Genomic DNA, 23,092 nt, shown 5'->3' on the forward strand with positions numbered 1-23,092 from the left:
TCACGGGACAGGAGGCCCTAGTGGTCGCCAGCCAGGGAAGTGCCGACGCCCACCAGGGGCTGACCGCTATGGGCTGGGATGAGGTCGGCGGGACACGGCGGTCCTGGCTGCCGGATTGACGAGGTCGTACGCGCGGCGGCGTTGAACGTCCACCTCCGCGACGCGTCGTGGCCTCGTACCCCCGGCGGGTTTCGGCACCGGCCTGGAGGCCGCTGGGTCGCGCGGCACGGAGCGGTATCGCCGCCACGTCAGGGCAGCGACGGCGACGACCGCCGGGAGAACGAGCAGGGGGCCGCCGCACGCGGCGACTCCGCCGACGACGACCGCGCCCAGGGCCGCGCCACCTCGGATCAGCGGTGAGCTGAGGAGCCGCGCTGCTGCGGTGAGCCCCAGCAGGGTGACCGATGCCAGCAGGACCGAGAACGCGCGCATCAGCAGGTCCACGTCGACCACAGTCGGTGCGGCCAGCACCGCGACGGCGACCACCGCCGCGCCGCTTGCCTGCACGGCGAGGCTGCGCCGCGGCACCCCGGCGCGGGTGACGGCGAACCAGCCCGGGAATGCTCCGTCACGGCCCAGGGCCGCGCCGGCGCGGGCCGCTGCGGCGATGAAGGTGAAGCACGCGCCGAAGGCCAGCAGCAGCGCGCACAGCGCCATCACCACCGCAGCGACGCCGACCTGCGGTCCGAGTAGGCGCAGCAGCGGCACCTCGCTGCTCCCACCGGATGCGCCGAGCACACCGACGGTGCAGATCGCCAGGCCGGTGTAGAGGATCGCGATGATGCCCAGACTTGCCCCGGCCACGATCGGTAGCTGCCGGCGGGGGCGCGTGAACTCGCCCGCCAGGTGGGCGGCGGCTTCCCACCCGCAGATCGCGACGAAGAGCACCGCTGCGGCGTTACCGACGCCCGCAGGGCCCTCGGGAGCGAACGGTGTGAACTGGCTGGCCTTGATGTGGGGTGCCGACACGACGATCACCGTGATCAGCAGCGCGCAGAGGCCACCGGTGAGCGCCAGATGCAGGCGGCCGGACCGATGCAGCCCGACGACGTTCAGCGCGTATGCCGCCGCGAGCATGCCGGCGACGGTCACCGCCGTAGCGCCCGGCCCGCCGCCCAGCGCGGTGGCGGCGTACCGGGCGCCGGCCATCGCCCCGGCGACCATGCCCATCGGCACGGCCGCGTAGAACCACCAGCCGACAACCGTTCCGGCCGCAGGTCCGAACGCCCGTCGGGTGAACGTCGCCACCCCACCCGCGTCGGGATAGCGGATGCCGAGCGCGGCGAACGCCGCCGCGATCGGCACCGACACCGCAAGCATCATGGCCCAGGCCAGCAGCGACGCCGGCCCGGCGGCCTGCACGGCGAGCGCGGGCAGAACCAACACGCCAGGCCCGAGCACCGCCCCGACGTACAGGGCGGTGCCGCGGGCTACCCCGATGCCGGTCACCGGGTTTCGTCCAGCTCATCGGTGGTCCTGTCTTGCTGTGAGCGGGTGGCGAGGGATCGTAGGACGCGGGCGAGGCTGTCTTTCGAGGGCATGCCCGGTTCGCTGAACAGCCGGGCTTGTGCGGCTTCCAGAGGGCCTTGGACACGGCGGGCCAGTTCCATGCCGGCCTGGGTCGGACGCAGGACCACCCGCCGCCGGTCCTCCTCGTGGAGGTCGCGGCGGACCAGTCCCCGGTCGACGAGCGACACGAGGGCGTGGGTGAGGGTGGCCTTGGCGATGCCGACTTCGACGGCCGCCGCGCGGGTTTCTACCGCCCGGCGGGCACAGACCAGCACGAGCACGTCGTAGGTGGTCCAGGTCAACCCTTCGTCGCGCAGCACGTCGCGTTCGATCTGCGCGCGCAGGGTGTTGGCGGTGCGCACCAGTTGCGCCAGTGGGCCCGGCCGGGGCGGCGGCATTCGCGGCGGGTTGACCGGTGGCCGGTAGACGCCGCCGACGCGGCGTGGCCGGCGGTCGGTGGCGGCGTTCATCGCATCCACCTGCGCTGGGGCGGGCGCCGGTGGGGCTTGCGGTTGCGGCGCTGGCCGATCTGCCCGCCGCGGTCCTGCGGCGGCGGTGGTTGCGGTGCCAGCCGGTGCGGACGCTCGGTGTCCTCATCCTCGTCGTACATGCTTGTCTCCCCCGTGTGGTGGCTGATACCTGCCTGCCGTCTTCTGCCGGTGCCTCACCCCCTTTCGCCGAGTGCCGCACCGCGTTGGCGCATGAACGGCACCGGGTCGACGGAGTTGGCGTTGCCCAGGTCGCAGCGCGATCCCGCGCACACGCCTTCGTGGGTTTGGAAGTGCAGGTGCGGGCCGGATGAGTGGCCGCTGGTGCCGACCAGGCCGATCTGTTGTCCGGCTTGCACGGTGTCGCCCTCGCCGACGTCGGGTCGGCGGACCATGTGGCAGTAGCGGGTGCCGTGCCCGGCGGCGTGCACGAGGTCGACGTACCAGCCGCAGCCCCGGGTGCTCGGGCTGCCGTCGATGTCGCAGTTGCCGGTGCTCGGGTCGCAGCCGGACCACACGACCTTCCCGGTGCTGGCCGCCCGGATGACGGTGTTGCGGGGCACGCTGAGGTCCACGCCGGCGTGCAGCCGGCCGGCGCGTGGCCCGTAGCCGCTGCCCACCGCCGCGCGCACCGGCACCGTCCACCCCGACGGCGCCACCGTCACCGACCCGTTGGGGCAGGTGGCGAGGCTGGCCCCGGGTAGCTCGGCGATCGTGGCGACACCGGCTACCGCGGCGACGACCTGCTCGGCGTCGTTCTCGTACTGGCCGTAGCGGTCGGGGAACGCGGAGACCTGCACCCGTTGCGCGGCGACGGACAGGGGCAGGGTCTCCCACCCGTCGATGCGCTGCAGTTTGTCGTAGAACTTCCCGCTGGCGTAGGCCGGGTCGAGGATCTGCGTGGGAGTGCCCCATCCCTGGCTGGGTCGCTGCTGGAACAAGCCGAGGGAGTCGCGGTCACCGCCGCGCAGGTTGCGCAGGCTCGACTCGACCATCGCCGTGGCCACCGCGATGACCCACCCCCGGGCCGGCACACCGCGCTGCCGTCCCACGGCGACGATCTGCGCGGCGTTGCCGACCTGTTCGGCATTCCACCGCCCCACCACCGCGATCCTGGCGGCGGGTGCCTGTGACGGTCCGGTGGCGGTGCACGCCGCCGCCGGCGCCTCGTCGGTGAGCACCACCGTCACCGGCAGTCCACACAGCAGTAGGACGGCGATGAGTGCCACACCGATTCCGACACGTGCGCGGTTCACTGCGCCGCCGCCTCCTGCCGGATGCCCAGCGTGGCGACCACCCACCGGGCGCCGTCGCGCACGCACCGCACTCGCAGCACCCCGGCGTCGGTGCGGACGTCGACGTCGACCCGCTCCGCCGTGGCCGCCACCACCTGCCCCCCGCCGGTGACCTGAGTGGCGGGAACGTTGGTCGGATCCACCGTGGCCAGCAGATCCGCGTAGGCGGAGACGGCGTACGGGCGCACGCCTGACAGCCACCGGTCGGCGGGCAGGTCTGGTCGGGCCCAAGCGCGCACGAACCGCATCGCGGTGGTCACCGCCGCCGCATCGGCGGCAGTCGGTGTGGCGGGTAGGACACCGTCGGGGTCGGCGGGCAGCGTCCCGGCTGGCACCGCAGGTGCGGCCGTGGGGTCGTTGGCAGGTGCGTCGCCGGTCGGAGCCGGGCCGGTCCCGGCGCAGGCGGTGAGCAGCAGGGTGGCCACCCCCGCGATGGCCGCCCTGACGGGGTGTCGTGTCACTGCTGTTCCTCGGGCGGGACGGGCTCGGTGGGCGAGGCGAGAGCGGTGTTGAGGTGTTGTCCCAGCAGGCGCACCTGGTGGTGGATCTCCACGAGCTGCGGACGCGCTTGCGGGTGACGGGCCACGACGTCGACCAGGGCGTCGATGTCGCGGCGTAGTTGCTCCAGGCCGACGCCGATGCGCGCGAACGGAGCCTTGGCGGGGCGTACGGTGTTCATTGCGCGACGTCGGGGGTGTAGTCCCCGTCGAGGTGCCCGTCGCTGGCGAAGTCCAGCTCCGTCTCCCGCCGCGTCATCTCGTCGAGTTCCGTCCATCGCTGCTTGTCCTCCTGTTGGTCGTCGCGCCAGTCGTGACGCGCGTCGTGAATCTCGGCGATGTAGCCCCGGAGCGCGTCGATGCCCTCGCGCAGTCCGAACAGCGCGGCTTCGAAGCGTTGCCAGTCCCAGACACTGGTGACCTCGGCTGGCTGCGTCATGTCGTCCCCCCTCCCGGTTGCGCCGCCATCCCGCTTGGGCGGGCGTCGATGTCGTCGGTGACGGCCCGCTCGGCGTCATCCGGCCACGGCGGCGACCAGACCGATTCGCCGCTGCGGGGGTGGTGGTGGCCGTGGCGGCAGCGGGTGGTGTCCCAGTCCCGCCACCGGTGCCGGGCGCGGTGCAGCGCCTCGTGCCAGCGCACCGGGGCGTCCGGGTCGCCCTTACCGGAGTAGGCGTGGTGCCAGGCCACGCTCAGCGCGGTCAGCTCCTCCACCAGGGCCGGGTGCGCCGGCCAGCACGCCCCGAGGTCCTGGGCCAGGCCGTAGCGGTCCACGAGCCACCGCGTCCACTCGGCCAGCCATGCCCACAGCTGGCGTGCGGCGTCGGCGTCCAGGTCGCGCCAGCAGTAACCCGCCGGCATCCACTCGCCAGTGGCATCTGAGGCGTCGACGCGTTCGGCGAGGGCCACGTGCGCCTCGGCGAGCTGTTCCACGCTGCCGCGCAGGGTGTCGATGAGCCCGGCGAGCTCCGCAAGTGCCCGCTGTTCCTCGGATGCCTGCTGCGGCAGCTCGAACTGGAATGTGCGCGGCGACATCACCCCCGCCGCCCTTCGAGGCGTGCCGTGAACGCGGCCTGCGCGGCATGGAACCGGTCGGCGTCGGGGCGTTCCCACCACGCCGGCTGCACCACCTCGACCGGGGGCATGTTCCCGAGCAGCACCAGGGCGTGCCCGGTGGGCAGGGTCCGCAGCTCGGCCAGGTCGAGCAAGCTCTCCCGGCGGCTGTTCTCCTGCACGCTGGCGCGTCCGCCGCCCCAGGACGCGGCCGACGTCAGTTCCTGCACCTGCCCGAGCAGCGACTGCGCGTCCTTGAGCGCCGACACGTCCTGCGTGCCGCCCATGACGAACTTGGCGTTCGCTCCGTCGCGTAGCGCTTGGCCGCCGTCGCGGCCCCACCGCTCCTGCAGCTGGTGGGTGTTCTGGCAGGAGATCGACAAGGCGATCCCGGCGCCGCCGCCCTCGGAGGCCAGTGCGGGCAGCGACGGCAGCGGCGCGATGTTGGTGATCTCATCGCCGACCAGATACAGGCAGGGCTCCACCCGACCGCCCGGCGCGACGAATGAGCGTTGCAGGGTGCGGTAGATGATGTCCTCGGCGATCGCGGCGAACAGCGGCGCCACGAGTGCCTGCCCGCTGCGGGTGCCGACCAGGTAGAGGGTGCCGGACTCATCGAGCCACTGCTCCGGCCGGAACTGCTCGCCGCGCGGCGGGGAGCAGGCGTGCAGGATCCGCGGGTTGCTGAACGCGTCCAGGGCGCCGAAGACGACGGACTGGATGGCGTCGCGGCTGCGGCCGGTGGACTCGCGGTGGAACGCCAGCCGGTCGGCCCACACCGTGTGCTGGTGATGGCGCAGGATCCGCTCCGCGCGCGGATCGGTAGGGTTGGCCGCCCAACTGGCCACGTCGGTCATGGTCGTCTGCTCGTCGAGAGCGGCGGCGTGCAGCAGGCCACGGATGACAGAGGCGGCCTGGTCCTGGAAGTACTGGCCGTTCTCGACGTCGCCCTTGAGGCCAGCGCCGGCAGCGAAGCCCTTCGCCCGCAGCGCGGCGATGTCCGGGTCGTGGGCCCCCTCGATCGGCGACCACCGCAGCCGCGGCAGGCCGGGCATCTGCCCCTGCGGTTCGAAGATCCACGTCGGGCCGATCTGGGCGCGCAGGTCGTAGGTGACGGCGGCGACGTCCAGACGGGTGGAGGTGGAGATCACCGCGCCTCGGGCGTCCGCGACGCGCGGCACGATGTACCGCGACGTCTTGTTGGCGAAGCGGGCCGCGCCGGCGAGCAGTTCGGTGTACTCGTTGGCCAAGTACAGCGGCTCCCCCGTGAGCGCGTGGCTGCCCAGGAAGCGGGCCACCTCCAACGGGTCGGCGCGGCGTCGGGTCTTCTCCTGCACGGTGGTGGGGCGGTCGGTTGCCCGGATGGTCAGGCCGGGGCGCAGTACGTCGACGCGGCGGAGCACCGCCGACGCGGTCACCACCTGGTCGAGGTCCCTGCGGCGGGCGAACCCGTGCCGCTGCACCCTGCGCCGTGCGAAGCGGACCGCCGGAACTGCGAGGCCCACGACCGTGGCGCTGAACAGCGCGAACCACAGCACGTACAGCAGGCCGCTCGGAGGCAGGTCCGCGCGGGCGGCGGCGGGCCACGCCGCACCGGGATCGCCGCGGTGGATGATCATCCGTGCGGCGATGCCGGGTGCGTCCGCTGGTGTGCTGTCCGGCCACGACAGGTGGGTGAGCAACCCGCCGAGTTGCCCGGCCAGCCACAGCGTCACGGTGCCCAGTACCACGACCGTCGCGGCGATGCCCAGCAGCGTCAGCCGGGCCAGGATGTCAGCCCGGGGCATGCCGCGCCTGGGTAGCCGGTGTCCGGGGGACATGAGGGAGCCGGCCATCACGGCACCTGTCCCACTGCCGCGGACTCCCGCGCCTCGTACTCCGCCTCCGTCAGTGTCCTCCCGGTGTGGTCCGGGTTGCGGCGCATTCGACTGTCGGTGTCGACCATGGCCTGCTCCATCGTGGATAGCTGGTGCTTGACGACGTAGGAACGCAACCCGACCTTCCACAGGCCGACGCCACGGCGGAGGTGCAGCAACAGGTTGGTCTCCACGTCGGTGGTGCCCAAGAACTCGCGAGCGGCGTCCAGCGAGCCCGCCGCTTGGCGGTAGGACACCCGCACGCCGGTGTCCTCGATCAGGCCGCGGGCGATGCGAACCTGCTCGGAGTCGGCGCTGCCGCTGGCCGCCAAGTCCGAGAACCGGTGGAACGCCAGGATGTTCTCGGTGCCCAGCGCGCGGGCGAGTTTCAGCTGCTCGCGCATCCGCCGAACGAGACCGAGGTGGCGGGTGACCAGGGCGAACTCGTCGTACAGACACACCCTCGGTGGGGCGTCAGGGCGGGTCAGCTCCGCCTCCAACCATGACTGGGCGCAGGTCATCGCCATCGCCGTCATCTGGTCCGAGGTCCGCACCGCCCGCAGGTCCAGGATCGCCCCGGGTTGGTCGAAGTCCACCGTCAGCGCGGCGGCGGTGGGGGCGTCGAAGATCCCACCCAGTACACCGGTGATCAGCCGCTCCAGCGCGAGACGGACACGTCGGCTGTCGGCGGCGAACTGGTCGACGTCGTAGTGCACCCCGGCGAGGCGGTGCGCCCACGCGCACGGGTCGCCCATCGCACCCAACACCGAAGACAGCGTCGGGGTGGCCAACCGGTCGGCGCTGGTGCCGTCGTCGCCGCGGGTCACCGCATCGAGGGCGTACTCGGTCAGCGACCGCTCAGCTTCACTGAGCGGGCCGCCGAGCTGGATCTCCAGTAGTCCCTCCAGCAGCAACAGCCGACGTGCCCGTTGGATCTGCAGCCATTCCGACTCCCCCTGCCCCGGCTGGCGGCGGATCCCGGCCAGAGGGTTCATCACCACCCCGGCACCAGGCCCGATGCGTACCGGCCTGATCCCCGCAGCCTGGGCGAGGGCGTCGTACTCACCCTTGACGTCGACGATGTAGAAGCGGGTGCCGAACGGGATCCCCCGGAACGCGATCGTCTTGAGCAGCGACGACTTCGCCGAACCAATCTCCCCGGTCACCACCATGTTCGGGGCGCTGAGCACCCCGGCCCGATACAACTCCCGCATCGAGAAAACAAACCCGGACCGGGAGTACACCTCCTGCCCGATCAGGGGCCCGTCCACCCCGAGGCCCGGGTCGGCGACGAACGGATACACGCTGCACAACTGCGCGCTGGTGGTGACCAGCGGCGGCAGCCGCAGCCGCCAGAACACCCGCCCGGCCGCACGCCCCAGGGCACCGCGACCGTCAACCGGCGGCGCACCCAGCAGCCGCTGCGTTGCTCGGCGCACAGCACGCTGCTCGCGCGCCACGTCGGCCTGCGCCACCGACAGATCACGCCGCTGCGCCGCCTGCGCGACATGCTGCGCCAAAGACCCCTGTCGCCGCACCCTCGCCCGGCTCACGCCAACCACCCCCGCACCGGCTTGAGCCCCCGCGCCAAGGGCAGTGCCCCAGCGACGAAGCCCTGATCCTGCTCCCCGTAGAGCACCACCGCCTGACAGCCGGTGCGGCCCAGGACGCGTTTGACCGCGCGCACGTCGTGGCGCAGCTGCTCCTCACTTCCGGCGGTGACGGTGACGACGACCGCGTAGCGGTAGCGCACGTGCCCTGCCGCCTGCTCCCGGTCAACCTGATCCACCGAGCGGGCTTCCTCGTCCTCCCGCGCGGTGCGCACCAACCGCATCTTGCGTTTGGTGATCTCGTCACCGGCGCGGGCGACCTTGTCGCGCCGCGTCGCCAACTGGGCCAGCTGTGCGGGCACCGGCTCCGCGACGACCGTCACCGCACGCCGACCGGTGGTGCGGGTGAACAGGGCGGTCATCCATGTCATGGCCACCGGCTGGCGCGGCATCTCGTACACCCACAGGCTCTGCGAGAACCCTGAGTCGTGACGGTAGGACGACCAGCCGATGCTCTCCGCGGCGATGGGCCCCGCCGTGTGCGGTGCCACACCACCCGCGCTCGCGGTCCGCATATCCGTGTGCGGCTGGTCCTCGGGGTCGAACTGGGTACGCAGCACCGCCGCGTACTGCGGTGGCGTCAACCAGCCCACGGTGTCGACGCCGGCCTCCCGGACCGCGGCTTGCACACCGCCGAGCTTGTCGAGTACCACAGTGGCGATGGCCGCGCCGGTGCCGCCCGCGTCGGCGATCTCCGCCGACAGTTTCTTCGTGTCGAACACGACGCTGAGATACACCTCGTGGCGTTGCGTCGACGGTGCCGCCCCGGCGGTCAATTCCGCGAGGGACTGGTACGCGGCAGTGTCGGTGTTCACCGCCGCCTGCACCAGATACCGCTGTGCCCGGTTCCCGGCATCCGGCACGGCGCGTGCGGTCAGCGCCCACCGGGTCAGACCACTGTCGGCGTACTCGGTGCCGAGCAGATTCAGCACCTCCGCCCACGCCGACAGGCGCTGCTGCTGCACCGCACTGTCGGCCAGAACCAGGTTGCTTCCCGCGCAAAGCAGGGCCGCGGTGACGGTGCTCTCGCGGCGGTGGTGCAGCAACCCCACCTCGGTCAGCCCATCGGCGGCGACCGCCGGCAGCCAGCGGTACCCGGCGGCCGGACCCGGAAGGTGCAGGTGCGCACTGCCGGGGGTGGCGGCGAAGACACCGCCCCGGTAGCGGTCCTGCCGGGCGGCACGCTGCACCAGCGCGCCGACGATGATCGGCGTCCACTCGGTGACGCGGCGGCCCCGCAGCCGCAGCAGGCCGACGGTGAACAGCAGCAGCGCTGCCAGCAGCAGGCCGCCGGCGCTGCCCTGCCGACCGGCAACCAGAAGGTTCGCGGCGATGACCAGGCAGATCACGCCGGCGACGGCCATGCCGATCTGTCCCCACGAGAAGCCCATGATCGAGCCCCGCGTGGACCGCGGTGGGAACTGAAACTGGGTCATCTGGTCTCCTCACCTAGACCGGAACGATGGGTACCTCGGCGGCGCCGCCCGCAGCGGCACCGCCCGTACCACCGGCACCCGCACCGGTGGCGGCGCCGCCCTGTGGCGGTTGGCTTGAGCTGAGCGGATCGGCCGCACCACCTGACGGGCTGTGCCCGCTCCCATCCGGGACCGGAGGCGGGGACACCGGCGAGTCGGCTGGCCGCGTCGCACCGGTCGACGCGGGTGCGCCCTCATCACTCGCTGCCGGCGCAGGCTCTGCGCCCTGCGGGCTACCGGACGGGTCGGCCGCACCACCTGACGGGCTCTGCCCGCTCCCATTCGGGATCGGGGCCGGGGGCAGCGGAGGGCCGGCTGGCGGCGTCGCACCGGTCGACGTGGATGTGCCCGCACCGCTCGTTGCCGGCGCGGGGTCTGGGGCCTGCGGGCTGCCGGATGCGGAGGTATCCGTGGCGGTGGCCTTCTCACCGATGGCGTTCGGCGTTACCGGTAGCGCCGGCTGCCCAGTCGCGTCACCGGGCGCGGTGAGTTGCCCCTTGGCCATATCTCCCTGGGCGGTGCGGGAGTCCCTCTCGATGCCCTCGGCCTCCTGGGTGTTCTCCCCACCGTTCTGATCAGCGCCCGGCTCACCAGCCGGCCGCCCCGCCTGGTCCCCGTCACCGTGAGCTTGCAGAGCCTCCACCGCCTCGGGCATCGCGCCGGGTTGTACGCCATGCGGATCGGTAGGGTTCGTCGGGATGGCGTCGGAGTTGCCCTGCATCAACGACGCGGCGTCCGTATCGCCGTCCCCACCGCCGCTGAGCGGATCAGCCAGGCGTCCGGCGGCGGCGTCCAGGCCCACCGCGCCGGCCGCTGCGGTCAGGAAACCCCGGGCGTCGACGTCGGCCAGGTAGCCGTCCCACATGCTCGTCAGCCGCAGCAGGATCCACGGCGCGAGCACCATCAGGATGATGATGAACATGCCGCGCAGCACGTTGATGACGTTGTCGCTCTCGTAGGTGCTGCGCGTGCCGTAGATCCACAGCGCGGCGATGAAGAACTTCGAGCTGGCCAGGGCGTTGCAGGTCCAGAACCACTTGCGGCCCCACGAGCGGGTCTCGGCCATCACCTGCCCGGTCATCGCCATCGCCCCGAACAGCGCCGCGCCGGCAGCCAGCAAAGACCGGAACAGCAGCATCAGAAACACCAGCACCAGCCCGATCACGCTGATCACCGCGACGACGAAGGCCAGCAGGATCGTGCCGGTGTCCGCGGTCAGGGCGTTGAGCGCGTCCACCCACATGCTGGGCTGCCAGTCACGCTGCTGGTTACGTGCGATCAGTGCCACCGTCGCCTCGTCCCACGCCGCCATGAGGATGTAGGCGATGCCGCCAGCGAAGGCGACACCGAGCAGAGCCCGGACCAGTCCGCCCAGGGTGGACAAGGGGCCGGGGCCATTCAGGCGCAGCCCGCTGATGGCGGTCGAGATGAGGAAGAACAGCAACACCACGATGATCAGGACACCGGAGATGTCGTTGTAGACCAGATAGAAGGGCTCATCCGGCACCGCGGATGATTGTTCGAAAACCACCTCGGCCAGCTTGCTCAACATCCACGCGAAGCCCGCCACGCAGATGTCCGCGAGGCCCTCGAACCCTGAGCGTGCGGCACCTTTGACCTGCTCGCCGACCTGGCACCCCACATCGAGGGCCTTGCAGCCCGGCACCTGGAGGGAGGAGAAGGGCAGTAGCGACGCACGCACCGCCTCGCAACGGTGCTGCTTCGCCGTCCAGCGGTCGGCGTTGCCCTCGTCCTCGGCGGCGCGGTCGGCGAACCGTTCGCACCTCACCGGCGCAGCGCCACCTGTCGGCAGCGACTCGTCGAGGACCGACCGTATGCCCTGCGGCGGCGGTGACTGCACCGTGAGTGACACCGCGTCGCAGCGTTCCTGCTCCACCGCGCCGCCGGCCTTGCCGCAATCGGTAACCCAGCCGTCGCCGGCTTTCCACCGTGCCCACGGAAGACACCAGTTCACCTGCGGCGCCGTCTGCTCCCCACCGGGCTGCGACGGCTGCCCGGAAGACGTCGGCGCGGGGCAGGCATCGACTGCCGAGGCAGACGGAACCGGGGCCGGGGCCGCCGCAGCCGGCATCGGCAGTGTTACGGCGGCCACCAGAACCAGTGCGGCGGCGATGCCGATCCCGCGTCGGCAGGTCGTGAGCCATGACATGAGATCAGTCCGTCCCCGGCACCCAGGAGCGCACGCTGAGCACCTCAAGCAAGGGTTGGGTGTCGCGGGGACCACCGTCGCGGCGGGCACCCCGTTGATCCGGCGGCGGCACCGGCACCGGCCGCTGCACCGCCACCACACGCCACCGGTCCTGGGTCCAGCGCACCGTCACCGACTGCACGTACCAGCCACCCGCAAGACCCGCTTCCGGGCCGGCGACGAGCCCATCGGTCATCGCCCCGGCGAGCGCGCACACCAGCAGCCGCGCCGCCACCTCACCGCCAGCCGGCACCTGGGCGTCAAGGTCCACGTCGGGAACCCACACCCGGACGGCCATGCTCTGCGCGATCCCCGCACCGTCAGACGGCGGCGATCCCGCACCCATCATCTCGGCCACCGCCGGACCCGAACCGTCCACAGCGATGGCGTCGACCAGCGCTTGCCGCTCCCCGGCCGGCCGGGCCGCCGCAGCGGCCACCGCCACCACGTACGCCGCCGCCGCGTCACCTGCCCCGCGAGGGGTGCCGGCGAAGCCAACCGGCACCCCCCTGACGAGACGCTCGCTAGAGCCTTCCGGCCCAGGCCGTTCGGGTGCGCTGGCGCGTCCCACGACGAAGGCTGCCGTACCAGCGGCCACGACGGCGACAAGGAGCAGAAGCGCCGTCGCCGGACCACGCCGACCGTCGGTCGTCTTGTATCCCGAGTTCCGCATGGGGGACACCTGCTAGATCTCGCTGAGCAGGAACGCGACGATCGACGTCGCCGACCCCACGACGATCGCCACCAGCCCGGCCTTCCACATCATCGACTTACCTCGATCACTGATGATGTGTGCGCCGAAGATCGGTCCGATGCCGAACGCGATCGCACCGGCCGCCAGGCCCGCCACCGCGGAGATCACGCCGAGGAACAGCGCCGCGTTGGCGAGCTTGTAGAACAGATCCGAACGCGGCACCGCTGCCGGGTCCGGGCTGATCCGGCCGAAGTCGAACCCCCCACCGGACGGCGTCGGCGTTGGCGTCGGATCGGGGGCCAGCACCGCCACCACCGCAGGCGCCCGCGCCGTCAACACAGCCGCTACCCAATTCACGATCACCATCAGTTCCTCCCGTGAGACGTCGCCGTCCTCAGGCGACAGGAGCAGCCCCGCGCGGGTCAGGGGCAGCAGGACAGCGGTCGACCACCGCTGCGGCGACCTCGGTCAGCGCGGTTCGCGTGGCCTTGCTCAGCGACCGGGGATCGAGCGGGTCGGGACGCGCGAGCACCGGGTCGAAGGGCACGCGGACCAGATGCGTCGCCGCCTGCCGCGCGAGGTGTTCGACCGCGCGAACCTCCCGCGCGGTGGAGTGGGTGGTCGTCATGACCACCACCACCGCGGACTCCGCCACCTGACCCAGTCCCGCGGCCTTCAGATGCGCCAGTAACCGCATGGTGTGTTGCAGGGCGTCGACGGTGGCACGGGTCACCAGCACCGGCACGGTCGCCCACCCCAACGCCCGCCACGTCGGCGTGTTGTCCGCCGCGGGAAGATCCAGCAACGCCATCGCATACACCGACCGCAGATGGCCGATCACACCGAACATCTCCGACCAGGTGGGAGGACGCCGCTGCGCCGTCATCCTGCTCTCACCGACCAATACGCGCAGGCCAGTCGGCCCTCTGCGCATCAGCTCCTCGGCGACCTGCGGGTCGGCCAACCTGTGCTCTGCGACGCTGGCGTCCCACGCCGTGGCCGAGCCGCCTCGGATCACGCGGTGGCCCACACCGCCCCATGCCCGTCCGGTCGCATCCACCGCCACGATCGGAGCTGGACTTGCCAGCGCCAAGACCCCACCGAGTGCCACCGTCAGCGTCGAGCGCCCGACACCGCCGTCGGCCGATGACACACTCACCAAGGGGCAGCCGGCGTGCAGCGACGCCGTGCGCAGCCACAGCGATTCGACTCTGCTGCCGCCGCCGAACTCGCGAGGAATCTCCCGCGGTCCTCGCGTCACGCCCGGCGCCCACCAGGGCCCCACGCTGTCGAGACTTTCGCGGTGTACCGCAGGCTGGTGGGGTTCGGGTGGCGGAGCGGGCGTCGCCCGCTCCGCCACCTCCCCCCGTTCGCCGTCCGCCACCTCGGAAGAGGTCGCGGCGCTGGCGAGGTGGCCTGCTCGTGCAGTCGATGGATCCGACACGTCCGCCTCCCCCGAAGGCTTGCCGTACAGCACTAGCCAGCGGCGACGAGCTTTCGTCGCCGCGGGCCGGTCCCCCGTACCGTCACGACCTGGACGTCGACCACACGAGCAGGCCCGTCGAAGACCGTGTCACCACAAGGCTTCGCGGTCGTTCGACGAAGCGAATCGGAGCCCCACAACCCCCTCCGGCGAGGCCGACCGATGCGCTACCCTCAACCCACCAAGTTGGCGCTCGTCCAACTTGGTGTGGCTCGGGCACTGAGAGTTAAGCACAGCCGGCGTGGAACTTCCACACAAAGTTGGGTTGCAACCAACTCTAGTTGCAGTTTGGGGCGTCATGGCGGCACCGCACGAGAACCCATCAGGCGGCTCAGGCCCGGCACTCATTAGAGACAGGCTTCGATACCTGTACGCCCATCACCACCCCCAGGGCCGAGGTCCGTACACGGACGCCGAGGTATCGGAGGCACTCAAAGCCCGAGGTCATCGCATCTCTCCCGAGACCCTGCGCAGACTGCGCACCGACGAGCACAACAACCCCACCGCCGCGACGCTGACGGCCCTGGCCGAGTTCTTCGACGTCTCGCCAGCCTTCTTCCTGGACTCATCCCAGAGCAGCGCCGACGTGCAAGTGCTCACCCGGTCCATCGAAAAGCTGTCACCCGGAGCACGCCAAGGCATCGCCGCGATCATCCAGAACATCCTGACCATGGAGCAAGCCGCCCAGAATCCACCCGACCCGCCCACAAGCACGCACCGACACACGAGCAAGTAACCAAGGCAGCCCGCAGCCGAGGGCCGAACAGACCCATCCCTTCGCCGAGCCTGGATCGACAACAGGCCAGCGAGGCTCCTCCCCCACCGCCGACGGCGGTCGAGCACGTCCACGTCTGCCTGCCACTGCCTTCCCAGCCGTCAGCCGGCCTCGCCCACCCTCCGATGTAGCCAATCGTGGCCGGAGCCCCGCCGAGACCGAAACCACAGGTCACCGCCGCCGCCGAGCAACCAAGCCCGCACACCAAGCAGCTCCGCGACTGGCCAGAACAGGAACGCACCATTACGGTCACGAGGCTCAGGTGCCCGTCGGGATCAGGGCCACCGACCGCACGCGGGACGGAAAGGAGATACCGCATGGCAGAGCGATGGGCCGTAGAGCGCGCAGTTCGAGACGCTGAATGCCGCCTCAGCCCTTCCGGACGACACCTTATCCTCACACTCTTAACCTGGACAGACACCGCAACCGCAGTAATCCCGCCGCAGTTCTCCCCGAGCTTGACAGACCTAGAACGAGCAACAGGAATGGCCCGCTCCACAATCACTGTCTGGCTCAACCGCCTTGAGGAACTGGGCTGGGTCACACGATTCAGGCCGCGGGTAGATGACGCTCGACGCAAGAGAGCAAGGACCGCCTATCGCCTTCGAATCCCCCCACGGCCGGTAGCTGGTTCGACCACAGAACTAGAGCTAGTCCGACAGCCGGACAGAACTGGTCCGACCACCGGACCGGATTCAAACACCAAACGTCGCCCCACCGCGCGAGGCTCGTCGAACACCAGCCAAAGCCACCCCTACCTCCAAGGACCCAACGGCTACTGCTCCTTTCCCAACTGCGGCAGATCCGCGCCACTCCATTAAGACGACAAGCTGGCCGCCCGCACGCTATTAGGGAACTCCAGGCAACTGGTTGGAGAGCAGGCGGCAGTCTTGTCTGCACGACCTACAAAGCAGTCTGTTTCAAAGGCGCTCGGAACCGACCATGGCCGGTCGGAGCGGATGTCGCGATTCCTCAACCACCACGACCCTCCCGGCTCACGTGGGCAGGCGACCAAGCCGATCCGATCCCGAAGGTTCGCCTTCAGACTGATCAGCGGCGGATGCGGCCCAGGACGGCCGATAACGTCCGCCAAGCACGTCGTCAACGAGCAAGGCGACGACCCCGGACGGAGCCAAATCCGGCCGCAGCTCCCCGAGCCTCTCGATCTCCGACGGCGTGAGCCTGATCTTGACCTGCTGGTCCCGTTTCTCCCGCGTGGGCAACGGCGGCAGGTTGTCGGCGACAGGACGCTGTCGCGGCATGCCTCACCTCCTCAGCAAGCGGATCGAACAGGGCCGCATGACCAGTCGAGCGTCCCACATCTCCCCCCAGTCATCACCATCCACCACGGCACCCCCATGAGGTACCTTGATTCGGTACCTTCTTTAGGTACCTCGCCGGAGGGTCGTCGACAAGACTCAAACGGCACCGCCCCTCACCTGCGTGAAGGAACAGAGACCAACATGTCCAGCTCGGATCCAATCAAGAAGATCACGCTCAAGAACGGCAAGACCCGCTACCGCTTCGTCATCGACGTCGGCCGGAAAGCGAACGGCCGTCGGGACCAGCGGACCTACACCTTCGACACCAAGAAGGAAGCCCGAGCGGAATACGCCCGGATCAAGCACGAGACCGACCGCGGCACCTACGTACGCCCCGGCAACGTCACCGTCAACCAGTTCCTCGACGAGTGGCTCAAGTCGGCCACTCGCGACGTGGAGAAGGCCACGGCAGCCAACTACCGAGACGCGCTCCTGCCGGTACGCGCCCGCCTCGGCGACAGGGCGATCCAAGAGGTCACCGAGGACGACATCGAAGCCCTGATCGACTGGATGCTGACCGAGGGACGCAGACGCGGCGGTAAGCCCGGCACCGGCCTGGGCGTCCGATCAGTACGCCTGACTCTCGGCCGGCTCCGCACCGCCCTCAACGTCGCGGTACGCCGCCAACTCGTGGTGCGCAACGTCGCGGCGTTCGTGACCATCCCCCGGACCGCAGCCAAGGCCGCCCTCGAAGCACAGGCCGCCCGCAAACCGTGGACGCAAGAAGAGGTAAGAACCTTCCTGACCGGCATCACGGACGAACGCCTGCACGCCGTCTGCCTACTGTCGCTGATGGGCCTACGACCCGCCGAGGTATGCGGGCTGCGCTGGTCCGACATCGACTTCGAGGCCGGCACGATCGCCGCCGGCGACAACACCCGGACACTCGTCGACGGCGAGATCGAGGAGAAGGAGGCCAAGTCAGCGGCGGGCAGACGCGGCCTGCCGATGCCGGCCACGGTGATGAAAGCGCTGAAGGCGTTCCACACCCGGCAGAAGAAGGAGCACCTCCAGGCCGGCGACGCCTACCTCGCCAGCGGCTACGTCCTGGTCGACGAACTCGGCCGACCGCAGCGCACCGACTGGCTGCGCCGCCGGGTGTACGAACTGATGGCCAAGCTCGGGATGCGCAAGGTCCGGCCGTACGACGCCCGGCACGCCTGCCTGACGTACCTCGCCGGGGTCGGCGTACCCGACGTCGTGCTCGCCGCGTGGGCTGGACATGCGGACGGCGGCACGCTGGCAAAGCGGGTCTACGTCCACCCCGACAGCAGCCACCTCAAAGTGGCCGCCGACCACCTCGAGACAGGACTGTTCCGGTGACGCCGGGACCGCAAATTTTAACAGTACGAGCGTACGTGATTAATTGTGAGACGGCACAGCCAAAGAGCCCTGATCCACGTAGGTGAATCAAGGCCCTGACCTGCTAGAACTCTGTCGGGACGGCCGGATTCGAACCGACGACCCCTTGACCCCCAGTCAAGTGCGCTACCAAGCTGCGCCACGTCCCGATGCTCTCCGCCTGGTTTCCCCTGCGGCAGCCGGTACAGCTTAGCGCAGGATCTTCGCACCGCGCGCACAGCCCCCTGCCGCGTCGGTGCGCACCGCCACCACCCCTAAAGCGTCCTAGGAAAGGAGGGGCACGGGAGGGCTGCCGTCCCCGGGTGGGAGCGGCAGCCCTTGGAGGTGCCGGGTCAGCCGTGGGCCTTGCCCCGGCCGCCGGGGCCGAGCTTCTTGCGGGGGCGTACCGAAATCTCCACCGGGCTGCCCTCGAAGCCGAACTCCTCGCGGAGCTTGCGCTCGACGAAACGCTGGTAGCCGGCGTCCAACGGCGCGGTGGTGAACAGCACGAACCTCGGCGGGGAGACACCCGCCTGGGTGGCGAAGAGGATCTTCGGGGCCCGACCGCCGCGCACCGGGTGCGGGGTGGCCTGGACCAGGGCGGTGAGCCACTGGTTGAGCTGCGCCGTGGGCACCCGGGTCTCCCAGCTCGCCAACGCCTTGCGCAGCGCGGGGGCGAGCTTGTCGACGGCCCGGCCGGTCTGCGCCGACAGGTTGAGCCGGATCGCCCAGGGGATCCGGCGCAGCTCCCGGTCGATCTCCTTGTCCAGGTAGTACCGGCGGTCGGCGTCGACCAGGTCCCACTTGTTGAAGGCGATCACCAGGGCCCGGCCGGCCTCGACGACCATGGTCAGGATCCGCTGGTCCTGCTCGCTGATCGGCTCGCTGGAGTCGAGCAGCACCACCGCCACCTCGGCCGCCTCGATGGCCCCGGCGGTACGCAGGCTGGCGTAGTACTCGGTGCCGCTGGCCTTGCCGACCCGCTTGCGCAGCCCGGCGGTGTCGACCAGCTGCCAGGTTTCGCCGCCGATCTCCACCAGGCTGTCCACCGGGTCAACGGTGGTGCCGGCGACCGAGTCGACGACCGCCCGCTCCTCCCCGGAGAACCGGTTGAGCAGGCTGGACTTGCCGACGTTGGGCCGGCCGACCAGCGCGACCCGGCGGGGGCCGCGCGGCCGGTTCTCGACGATCTTGGGCGCGTCGGGCAGCGCGTCGAGGATCGCGTCGAGGAGTTCGCCGGAGCCCCGGCCGTGCAGCGCGGAGACCGGGAACGGCTCACCGAGGCCCAGCGACCACAGCGCGGTCGCCTCCATCTCGATGGCGGTGTTGTCGGTCTTGTTGGCCACCAGGATCACCGGTTTGGCGCTGCGCCGCAGCATCTTCACCGCGGCCTCGTCCACATCGGTCGAGCCGACCATGGCGTCGACCACGAAGATCACCACGTCGGCGGTGACCACCGCCGTCTCGGCCTGGGCGGCGATGGCCGCCGCCCGGTCCTTCGCGTCCGGCTCCCAGCCGCCGGTGTCCACCACCGTGAACGAACGGCCGTTCCACTGGGCGTCGTAGGGCACCCGGTCCCGGGTCACCCCGGGGACGTCCTCCACGACCGCCTGCCGCCGGCCGATGATCCGGTTGACCAGCGTCGACTTGCCCACGTTCGGGCGACCGACCACGGCCACCACGGGCTGCGGGCCGGTCGGCTCCTCGACGGTGACCTCCGGCTCGCGCAGCTCCACCCATCCGTCGCTCATGCCACGCCCCGCTCGGTGAGCAGCTCCCGCAGTTGGGCGACGACCTCGTCGATGCCCAGCTCGGTGGTGTCCAGTTCGACGGCGTCGGCGATCTGCCGCAGCGGGTTGACCGCGCGGGTGGAGTCGAGCCGGTCCCGCCGGGCCAGGTCCGCGGCGGTCGCCGTGACGTCGGCGGCGTCCTCGGCGCTGCGGCGTCGGGCGCGGGCCGCCTCGGAGGCGGTCAGGTAGACCTTCAGGTCGGCGTCGGGGGCCACCACACCCCCGATGTCGCGGCCCTCGACGACGATCCGACCGGCCTGGGCGATCAGCTCCCGCTGCCGGGCCACGAGCAACGCCCGCACCGCCGGCACGGCGGCCACCGCGGAGACCGCGCCGGTCACCTCGGGGCCCCGGATCTCCTGGTCGACACCCGTCCCGTCGACGGTCACGCCGTACCCCCGGGGGTCGGTGCCGATGCGCAGCTCGACCTCGGCGGCGACCTTGCCCACCGCGGCGGCGTCGGCCAGGTCGACGCCGGAGCGCAGCACCGCCCAGGTGATCGCCCGGTACATCGCACCGGTGTCCAGGTAGCGGGCACCGAGGTCGACGGCGAGCCGCCGCGACACGGTGGACTTACCCGAACCGGACGGTCCGTCCACCGCGACCACACAGCGCCCGGCCCGTACGTTTTCCTCCACCGTTGTCCTCCTCAGCCCGTACCTCGCGGGTCACCGGTTCCTCCGGTGCCGTTGAGCGGTCGTCCATCGTCGTCCATCATCCCGCGCCTCGCGGGTCGGCCACGCGCGCCGCCGTCGGGGGCGACGCACGCCACCCGTCGGCCCGTTGGGCCGCGGGGAAGCCTACCGGCACACCTACCCGCTGCGACTCCGGTCAGTCACCCACGGCCTTGAACAGGGCGGCGACCTCCGCGTTGGTCAACCGCCGGATCCGCCCGGTGCGCAGGTCACCGAGCTTGATCGGACCGATCGAGGTACGCACCAGCCGGGACACCGGGTGCCCGACCTCGGCCAGCAGCCGCCGGACGATGTGCTTGCGCCCCTCGTGCAGGCTCAGCTCCACCTGGGCGGTTTTACCCAGGGTGTCCACCACCTTGAACGAGTCGACCTTCACCGGCCCGTCCTCCAGCTCGACCCCGGCCAGCAGCCGCTTGCCGAGGTTACGCGGGATCGGCCCGGCCACCTCGGCCAGGTAGGTCTTGAGCACCTGGTACGACGGGTGCATCAGCTTGTGGGTGAGGGTCCCGTCGTTGGTGAGCAGCAGCAGGCCCTCACTGTCGGCGTCGAGCCGCCCGACGTGGTAGACCCGCTGCTCGACCCGGTTGCCGATGAACTCGGCCAACTCGTTGCGGCCCTTGTTGTCCGACATGGTGGTGACCACCCCGCGCGGCTTGTTCATCGCCACGTAGACCAGGCGGTTGTCGGCCTGGAGGCGTTCCCCGTCGACGTGGATCACGGCGGTGGCGGGGTCGACCTTGTCGCCGAGGTGGGCGACCCGGCCGTCCACGGTCACCCGACGCCGGAAGATCAGATCTTCGCAGGCGCGTCGGGACCCGACACCGGCGGCGGCGAGCACCTTCTGGAGGCGTTCGGCACCTTCGTACACGGGGGCGTCGGGCTTGGGGGAACGGTCATCGCGTGGCATCGGCAAGCTCTTCTACGTCGTCGGGGAGGAACGGGGCGAGCGGGGGCAGGTCGGCGACCGAGTCCAGGCCCAGCTTCTCCAGGAACATCGTGGTGGTCCGGTAGAGGAACGCCCCACTGTCCGGTTCGGCGCCGCACTCCTCGACCAACCCTCGGGAGACCAGGGTACGGAGCACCCCGTCGCAGTTGACACCCCGGATGGCCGAGACCCGACCCCGGGTCACCGGTTGCTTGTAGGCGATCACCGCTAGCGTCTCCAGCGCGGCCTGGGTCAACCGTACCGACTGCCCGTCCAGGACGAACCGCTCGACGTGGGCCGCGTATTCCGGCCGGGTGTAGAGCCGCCAGCCCCCGGCCGCCCGGCGCAGTTCGAAGCCGTGCCCGGCGGCGGTGTAGCCGGCGGCGATGTCGTCGAGCACCGGCCCGATCCGCTCCGGGGACTGTTCCAGCACCTGGGCGAGTACCAGTTCGCTGACCGGCTCGTCGACCACGAGCAGGATGGCTTCCAGGGCGCCGCGCAGCTCCGCGTCGTCGAGTTCGGGTGCCGGTGGCGGCGTGACGGTCACCCGCCGCCGGCCCGCCGGCCGCCGCTTCGGCACGCCCACCGGGTCCCGCTCCCCCGCCGCGGCGGCGTCCGGGCCCGAGCCGACACCAGCCCCGACCGCACCGACCCCACCCGCACCGGTCCCGTCCGTTGTCGCCGGCTCGGCCGGGGCTCCGGGAACAGCCGGCTCAGCCGGGGCTCCGGGAACAGCCGGCTCACCAGCGGCTCCCGGACCCGTTTGGGCGGTGGGGCCTGCGGACACCGCCTCCGTCGGCGGAGCACCCGGATCGGCGGGTGGTGCCGTGTCCGCCTCGCCGTCGGGGCCGGTCGGGGCGGGCGCGGGCTGCTGCCGGGCGGTGGGGCGCTCCCACGGGGGGATCCAGGCCGCGGCCTGATCGGCCAGGGAGTCCTGGCGCTCCTCGTCGCTCATCGCGTCTCCTGCGTCGTCGCGGCTTCGCCCGCCGGGCCGGCGGACCCCGGGCCGGCGGACCCCGGGCCGGCGGACCCCGGGCCGGCGGACCCCGGGCCGGCGGACCCCGGGCCGGCAGACCCCGGGCCGGCGGGGCCGTCCGGGGCAGCCGCCGGGGCGGCGGGTCCGCCCGGGGCGGGACCAGTGTCGTCGGCGTCGGCGGGGGTGCCGGCGTACTCGTCGACGTGCAGATCGGCGTCACCGTCGGCGGGGCCGGTCCAGCGTACGGTCAGCTCCTCCAGGGCCTCCTCCTGCACGAAGGCCACCAGTCCCTCCCGGTACAGCTCCAGCAGGGCCAGGAAGCGGGCCACCACCTCCAGGGTGATCTCGCAGTCCGCGCAGAGCAGGGTGAAGGTGGCGATGCCGGCCCGGCGCAGCCGTTCGGCCAGGATCGTCGCGTGCTCCCGGACGCTGACCCGGACCAGGTGCACGTGCGCGATGGACACCTCGGGCACCGGCTTCGGGGTCATCGCCCGCACCGCCAGCCGCAGCAGCCGCTCCGGGCCGACGCCGAGCACCAGGTCGGGCAGGGCGTCGGCGTAGCGGGCCTCCAGGGTGACCGCGCGGGGGTAGCGTCGCCCGCCGACCGCCTCCAGTTCGGCGATGTGCGCCGCCGCCTCCTTGTACGCCTTGTACTGCAACAGCCGGGCGAAGAGCAGGTCCCGCGCCTCCAGCAGGGCGAGGTCCTCCTCGTCCTCCACCTCGGCCGAGGGCAGCAGCCGGGCCGCCTTCAGGTCGAGCAGGGTGGCGGCGATGAGTAGGAACTCGCTGGTCTCGTCGAGGTCCCACTCGTCGCCCATGGCGCGGATGTAGGCGATGAACTCGTCGGTGACGGTGTGCAGGGCCACCTCGGTGACGTCCAGCTTGTGCTTGCTGATCAGTTGCAGCAGCAGGTCGAACGGGCCGGTGAAGTTCGCCAGCCGGACGGTGAAGCCGGCGCTCTGCCCGGCCTGCGGCACCCCCGCCGGGTCGGTCGCCAGGTCGGCGGCGACCTCGGCAGCCAGCACGGGCGGCTGCTGCGGGGTCGTCGGCGGATCCAGCGGTGGCGCGGTCACCGGACGACCGTAGTCCACGTCTCGGA

General features: G+C 71.2%; 23 protein-coding genes and 1 tRNA gene. 3 read left to right on the forward strand and 21 right to left on the reverse strand.

Features of this window, described 5'->3' with window-relative positions:
• Positions 1-66: 66 nt before the first annotated feature.
• The 14 genes from AB0K25_RS20205 to AB0K25_RS20270 form a co-directional block, all read right to left on the reverse strand.
• The gene (locus tag AB0K25_RS20205) at positions 67-1,449 is read right to left on the reverse strand and encodes an amino acid permease (protein ID WP_363821850.1); all 1,383 of its coding nucleotides are present in this window, start codon (positions 1,447-1,449) and stop codon (positions 67-69) included.
• A complete protein-coding gene (locus tag AB0K25_RS20210; protein ID WP_363821853.1) occupies positions 1,446-1,979 on the reverse strand; it encodes a MarR family transcriptional regulator in 534 nt (177 codons plus the stop codon). The genes AB0K25_RS20205 and AB0K25_RS20210 overlap by 4 nt, the downstream gene beginning before the upstream one ends.
• A 194-nt stretch (positions 1,980-2,173) precedes the next feature.
• Positions 2,174-3,226 (reverse strand): M23 family metallopeptidase, encoded by a 1,053-nt coding sequence (locus tag AB0K25_RS20215; RefSeq protein WP_363821855.1) that lies wholly within the window; start codon positions 3,224-3,226, stop codon positions 2,174-2,176.
• A gap of 23 nt (positions 3,227-3,249) precedes the next feature.
• The gene (locus AB0K25_RS20220) at positions 3,250-3,753 is read right to left on the reverse strand and encodes a hypothetical protein (protein ID WP_363821858.1); all 504 of its coding nucleotides are present in this window, start codon (positions 3,751-3,753) and stop codon (positions 3,250-3,252) included.
• A complete protein-coding gene (locus tag AB0K25_RS20225; RefSeq protein ID WP_363821861.1) occupies positions 3,750-3,971 on the reverse strand; it encodes a hypothetical protein in 222 nt (73 codons plus the stop codon). The genes AB0K25_RS20220 and AB0K25_RS20225 overlap by 4 nt, the downstream gene beginning before the upstream one ends.
• Positions 3,968-4,228 carry a hypothetical protein gene (locus tag AB0K25_RS20230; protein ID WP_363821864.1) on the reverse strand — a complete coding sequence of 87 codons (261 nt, stop codon included), beginning with the start codon at positions 4,226-4,228 and terminating at the stop codon, positions 3,968-3,970. Before AB0K25_RS20230 ends, AB0K25_RS20225 begins: the two co-directional genes overlap by 4 nt.
• Positions 4,225-4,824 carry a hypothetical protein gene (locus AB0K25_RS20235; RefSeq protein WP_363821867.1) on the reverse strand — a complete coding sequence of 200 codons (600 nt, stop codon included), beginning with the start codon at positions 4,822-4,824 and terminating at the stop codon, positions 4,225-4,227. The genes AB0K25_RS20230 and AB0K25_RS20235 overlap by 4 nt, the downstream gene beginning before the upstream one ends.
• Positions 4,824-6,629, reverse strand: coding sequence for a TraM recognition domain-containing protein (locus tag AB0K25_RS20240; RefSeq protein ID WP_363821870.1), 1,806 nt, complete (start codon positions 6,627-6,629; stop codon positions 4,824-4,826). Before AB0K25_RS20240 ends, AB0K25_RS20235 begins: the two co-directional genes overlap by 1 nt.
• Before the next feature lie 47 nt (positions 6,630-6,676).
• Positions 6,677-8,251, reverse strand: coding sequence for a hypothetical protein (locus AB0K25_RS20245; RefSeq protein WP_363821873.1), 1,575 nt, complete (start codon positions 8,249-8,251; stop codon positions 6,677-6,679).
• On the reverse strand, positions 8,248-9,744 hold the full coding sequence (locus AB0K25_RS20250) for an SCO6880 family protein (RefSeq protein ID WP_363821876.1): 1,497 nt from the start codon (positions 9,742-9,744) through the stop codon (positions 8,248-8,250). Before AB0K25_RS20250 ends, AB0K25_RS20245 begins: the two co-directional genes overlap by 4 nt.
• 13 nt (positions 9,745-9,757) lie before the next feature.
• Positions 9,758-11,953, reverse strand: coding sequence for a hypothetical protein (locus AB0K25_RS20255; protein WP_363821878.1), 2,196 nt, complete (start codon positions 11,951-11,953; stop codon positions 9,758-9,760).
• 4 nt (positions 11,954-11,957) lie between these two features.
• Positions 11,958-12,497 (reverse strand): hypothetical protein, encoded by a 540-nt coding sequence (locus tag AB0K25_RS20260; protein ID WP_363821880.1) that lies wholly within the window; start codon positions 12,495-12,497, stop codon positions 11,958-11,960.
• Between the two features lie 180 nt (positions 12,498-12,677).
• Positions 12,678-13,052, reverse strand: a complete 375-nt coding sequence (locus AB0K25_RS20265; protein WP_363821883.1) for a hypothetical protein — start codon at positions 13,050-13,052, stop codon at positions 12,678-12,680.
• Between the two features lie 28 nt (positions 13,053-13,080).
• Positions 13,081-13,947 carry a hypothetical protein gene (locus tag AB0K25_RS20270; protein WP_363821886.1) on the reverse strand — a complete coding sequence of 289 codons (867 nt, stop codon included), beginning with the start codon at positions 13,945-13,947 and terminating at the stop codon, positions 13,081-13,083.
• Between the two features lie 520 nt (positions 13,948-14,467).
• On the opposite strand from AB0K25_RS20270, the gene AB0K25_RS20275 reads away from it, so the two are divergent.
• Positions 14,468-14,905 (forward strand): helix-turn-helix transcriptional regulator, encoded by a 438-nt coding sequence (locus AB0K25_RS20275; RefSeq protein WP_363821889.1) that lies wholly within the window; start codon positions 14,468-14,470, stop codon positions 14,903-14,905.
• Between the two features lie 356 nt (positions 14,906-15,261).
• The gene (locus tag AB0K25_RS20280) at positions 15,262-15,765 is read left to right on the forward strand and encodes a MarR family transcriptional regulator (protein ID WP_363821892.1); all 504 of its coding nucleotides are present in this window, start codon (positions 15,262-15,264) and stop codon (positions 15,763-15,765) included.
• A 174-nt stretch (positions 15,766-15,939) separates the two neighbouring features.
• Here AB0K25_RS20280 and AB0K25_RS20285 read toward each other — a convergent pair whose 3' ends face one another.
• Entirely contained in the window at positions 15,940-16,206 is a 267-nt protein-coding gene (locus AB0K25_RS20285; RefSeq protein ID WP_363821895.1) for a hypothetical protein, read from the reverse strand.
• A gap of 201 nt (positions 16,207-16,407) precedes the next feature.
• On the opposite strand from AB0K25_RS20285, the gene AB0K25_RS20290 reads away from it, so the two are divergent.
• Positions 16,408-17,589 (forward strand): site-specific integrase, encoded by a 1,182-nt coding sequence (locus tag AB0K25_RS20290; protein WP_363821897.1) that lies wholly within the window; start codon positions 16,408-16,410, stop codon positions 17,587-17,589.
• Positions 17,590-17,703: 114 nt separating this feature from the next.
• Here the strand turns inward: AB0K25_RS20290 and AB0K25_RS20295 are convergent.
• The 6 genes from AB0K25_RS20295 to AB0K25_RS20320 form a co-directional block, all read right to left on the reverse strand.
• Positions 17,704-17,777, reverse strand: a tRNA-Pro gene (locus AB0K25_RS20295).
• Positions 17,778-17,960: 183 nt separating this feature from the next.
• Complete coding sequence (gene der / locus AB0K25_RS20300) at positions 17,961-19,358, reverse strand: ribosome biogenesis GTPase Der (RefSeq protein WP_091254560.1); 1,398 nt, start codon at positions 19,356-19,358, stop codon at positions 17,961-17,963.
• Positions 19,355-20,035, reverse strand: coding sequence for a (d)CMP kinase (cmk, locus tag AB0K25_RS20305; protein WP_208566873.1), 681 nt, complete (start codon positions 20,033-20,035; stop codon positions 19,355-19,357). Before cmk ends, der begins: the two co-directional genes overlap by 4 nt.
• 193 nt (positions 20,036-20,228) lie before the next feature.
• Positions 20,229-20,999 carry a pseudouridine synthase gene (locus AB0K25_RS20310; RefSeq protein WP_208566872.1) on the reverse strand — a complete coding sequence of 257 codons (771 nt, stop codon included), beginning with the start codon at positions 20,997-20,999 and terminating at the stop codon, positions 20,229-20,231.
• Positions 20,986-21,972 carry an SMC-Scp complex subunit ScpB gene (gene scpB / locus AB0K25_RS20315; protein ID WP_219460101.1) on the reverse strand — a complete coding sequence of 329 codons (987 nt, stop codon included), beginning with the start codon at positions 21,970-21,972 and terminating at the stop codon, positions 20,986-20,988. The genes AB0K25_RS20310 and scpB overlap by 14 nt, the downstream gene beginning before the upstream one ends.
• Positions 21,969-23,066 (reverse strand): ScpA family protein, encoded by a 1,098-nt coding sequence (locus AB0K25_RS20320; RefSeq protein ID WP_363821902.1) that lies wholly within the window; start codon positions 23,064-23,066, stop codon positions 21,969-21,971. Before AB0K25_RS20320 ends, scpB begins: the two co-directional genes overlap by 4 nt.
• Between the last annotated feature and the right edge of the window lie 26 nt (positions 23,067-23,092).

This window comes from Micromonospora sp. NPDC049257 (genome assembly GCF_040678915.1).
Taxonomy (GTDB): Bacteria; Actinomycetota; Actinomycetes; order Mycobacteriales; family Micromonosporaceae; genus Micromonospora; species Micromonospora antibiotica.

What these genes read in the sequence shown, in the direction of transcription:
- AB0K25_RS20225 (WP_363821861.1), bottom strand. Translation starts at nt 3,971, where the DNA reads ATGAACACCGTACGCCCCGCCAAGGCTCCGTTCGCGCGCATCGGCGTC.
- der (WP_091254560.1), bottom strand. Translation starts at nt 19,358, where the DNA reads ATGAGCGACGGATGGGTGGAGCTGCGCGAGCCGGAGGTCACCGTCGAG.
- AB0K25_RS20235 (WP_363821867.1), bottom strand. Translation starts at nt 4,824, where the DNA reads ATGTCGCCGCGCACATTCCAGTTCGAGCTGCCGCAGCAGGCATCCGAG.
- AB0K25_RS20280 (WP_363821892.1), top strand. Translation starts at nt 15,262, where the DNA reads ATGGCAGAGCGATGGGCCGTAGAGCGCGCAGTTCGAGACGCTGAATGC.
- AB0K25_RS20310 (WP_208566872.1), bottom strand. Translation starts at nt 20,999, where the DNA reads ATGCCACGCGATGACCGTTCCCCCAAGCCCGACGCCCCCGTGTACGAA.
- AB0K25_RS20275 (WP_363821889.1), top strand. Translation starts at nt 14,468, where the DNA reads ATGGCGGCACCGCACGAGAACCCATCAGGCGGCTCAGGCCCGGCACTC.
- AB0K25_RS20290 (WP_363821897.1), top strand. Translation starts at nt 16,408, where the DNA reads ATGTCCAGCTCGGATCCAATCAAGAAGATCACGCTCAAGAACGGCAAG.
- scpB (WP_219460101.1), bottom strand. Translation starts at nt 21,972, where the DNA reads ATGAGCGACGAGGAGCGCCAGGACTCCCTGGCCGATCAGGCCGCGGCC.
- AB0K25_RS20240 (WP_363821870.1), bottom strand. Translation starts at nt 6,629, where the DNA reads ATGCCCCGGGCTGACATCCTGGCCCGGCTGACGCTGCTGGGCATCGCC.
- AB0K25_RS20250 (WP_363821876.1), bottom strand. Translation starts at nt 9,744, where the DNA reads ATGACCCAGTTTCAGTTCCCACCGCGGTCCACGCGGGGCTCGATCATG.
- AB0K25_RS20230 (WP_363821864.1), bottom strand. Translation starts at nt 4,228, where the DNA reads ATGACGCAGCCAGCCGAGGTCACCAGTGTCTGGGACTGGCAACGCTTC.
- AB0K25_RS20255 (WP_363821878.1), bottom strand. Translation starts at nt 11,953, where the DNA reads ATGTCATGGCTCACGACCTGCCGACGCGGGATCGGCATCGCCGCCGCA.
- AB0K25_RS20210 (WP_363821853.1), bottom strand. Translation starts at nt 1,979, where the DNA reads ATGAACGCCGCCACCGACCGCCGGCCACGCCGCGTCGGCGGCGTCTAC.
- AB0K25_RS20265 (WP_363821883.1), bottom strand. Translation starts at nt 13,052, where the DNA reads ATGGTGATCGTGAATTGGGTAGCGGCTGTGTTGACGGCGCGGGCGCCT.
- AB0K25_RS20285 (WP_363821895.1), bottom strand. Translation starts at nt 16,206, where the DNA reads ATGCCGCGACAGCGTCCTGTCGCCGACAACCTGCCGCCGTTGCCCACG.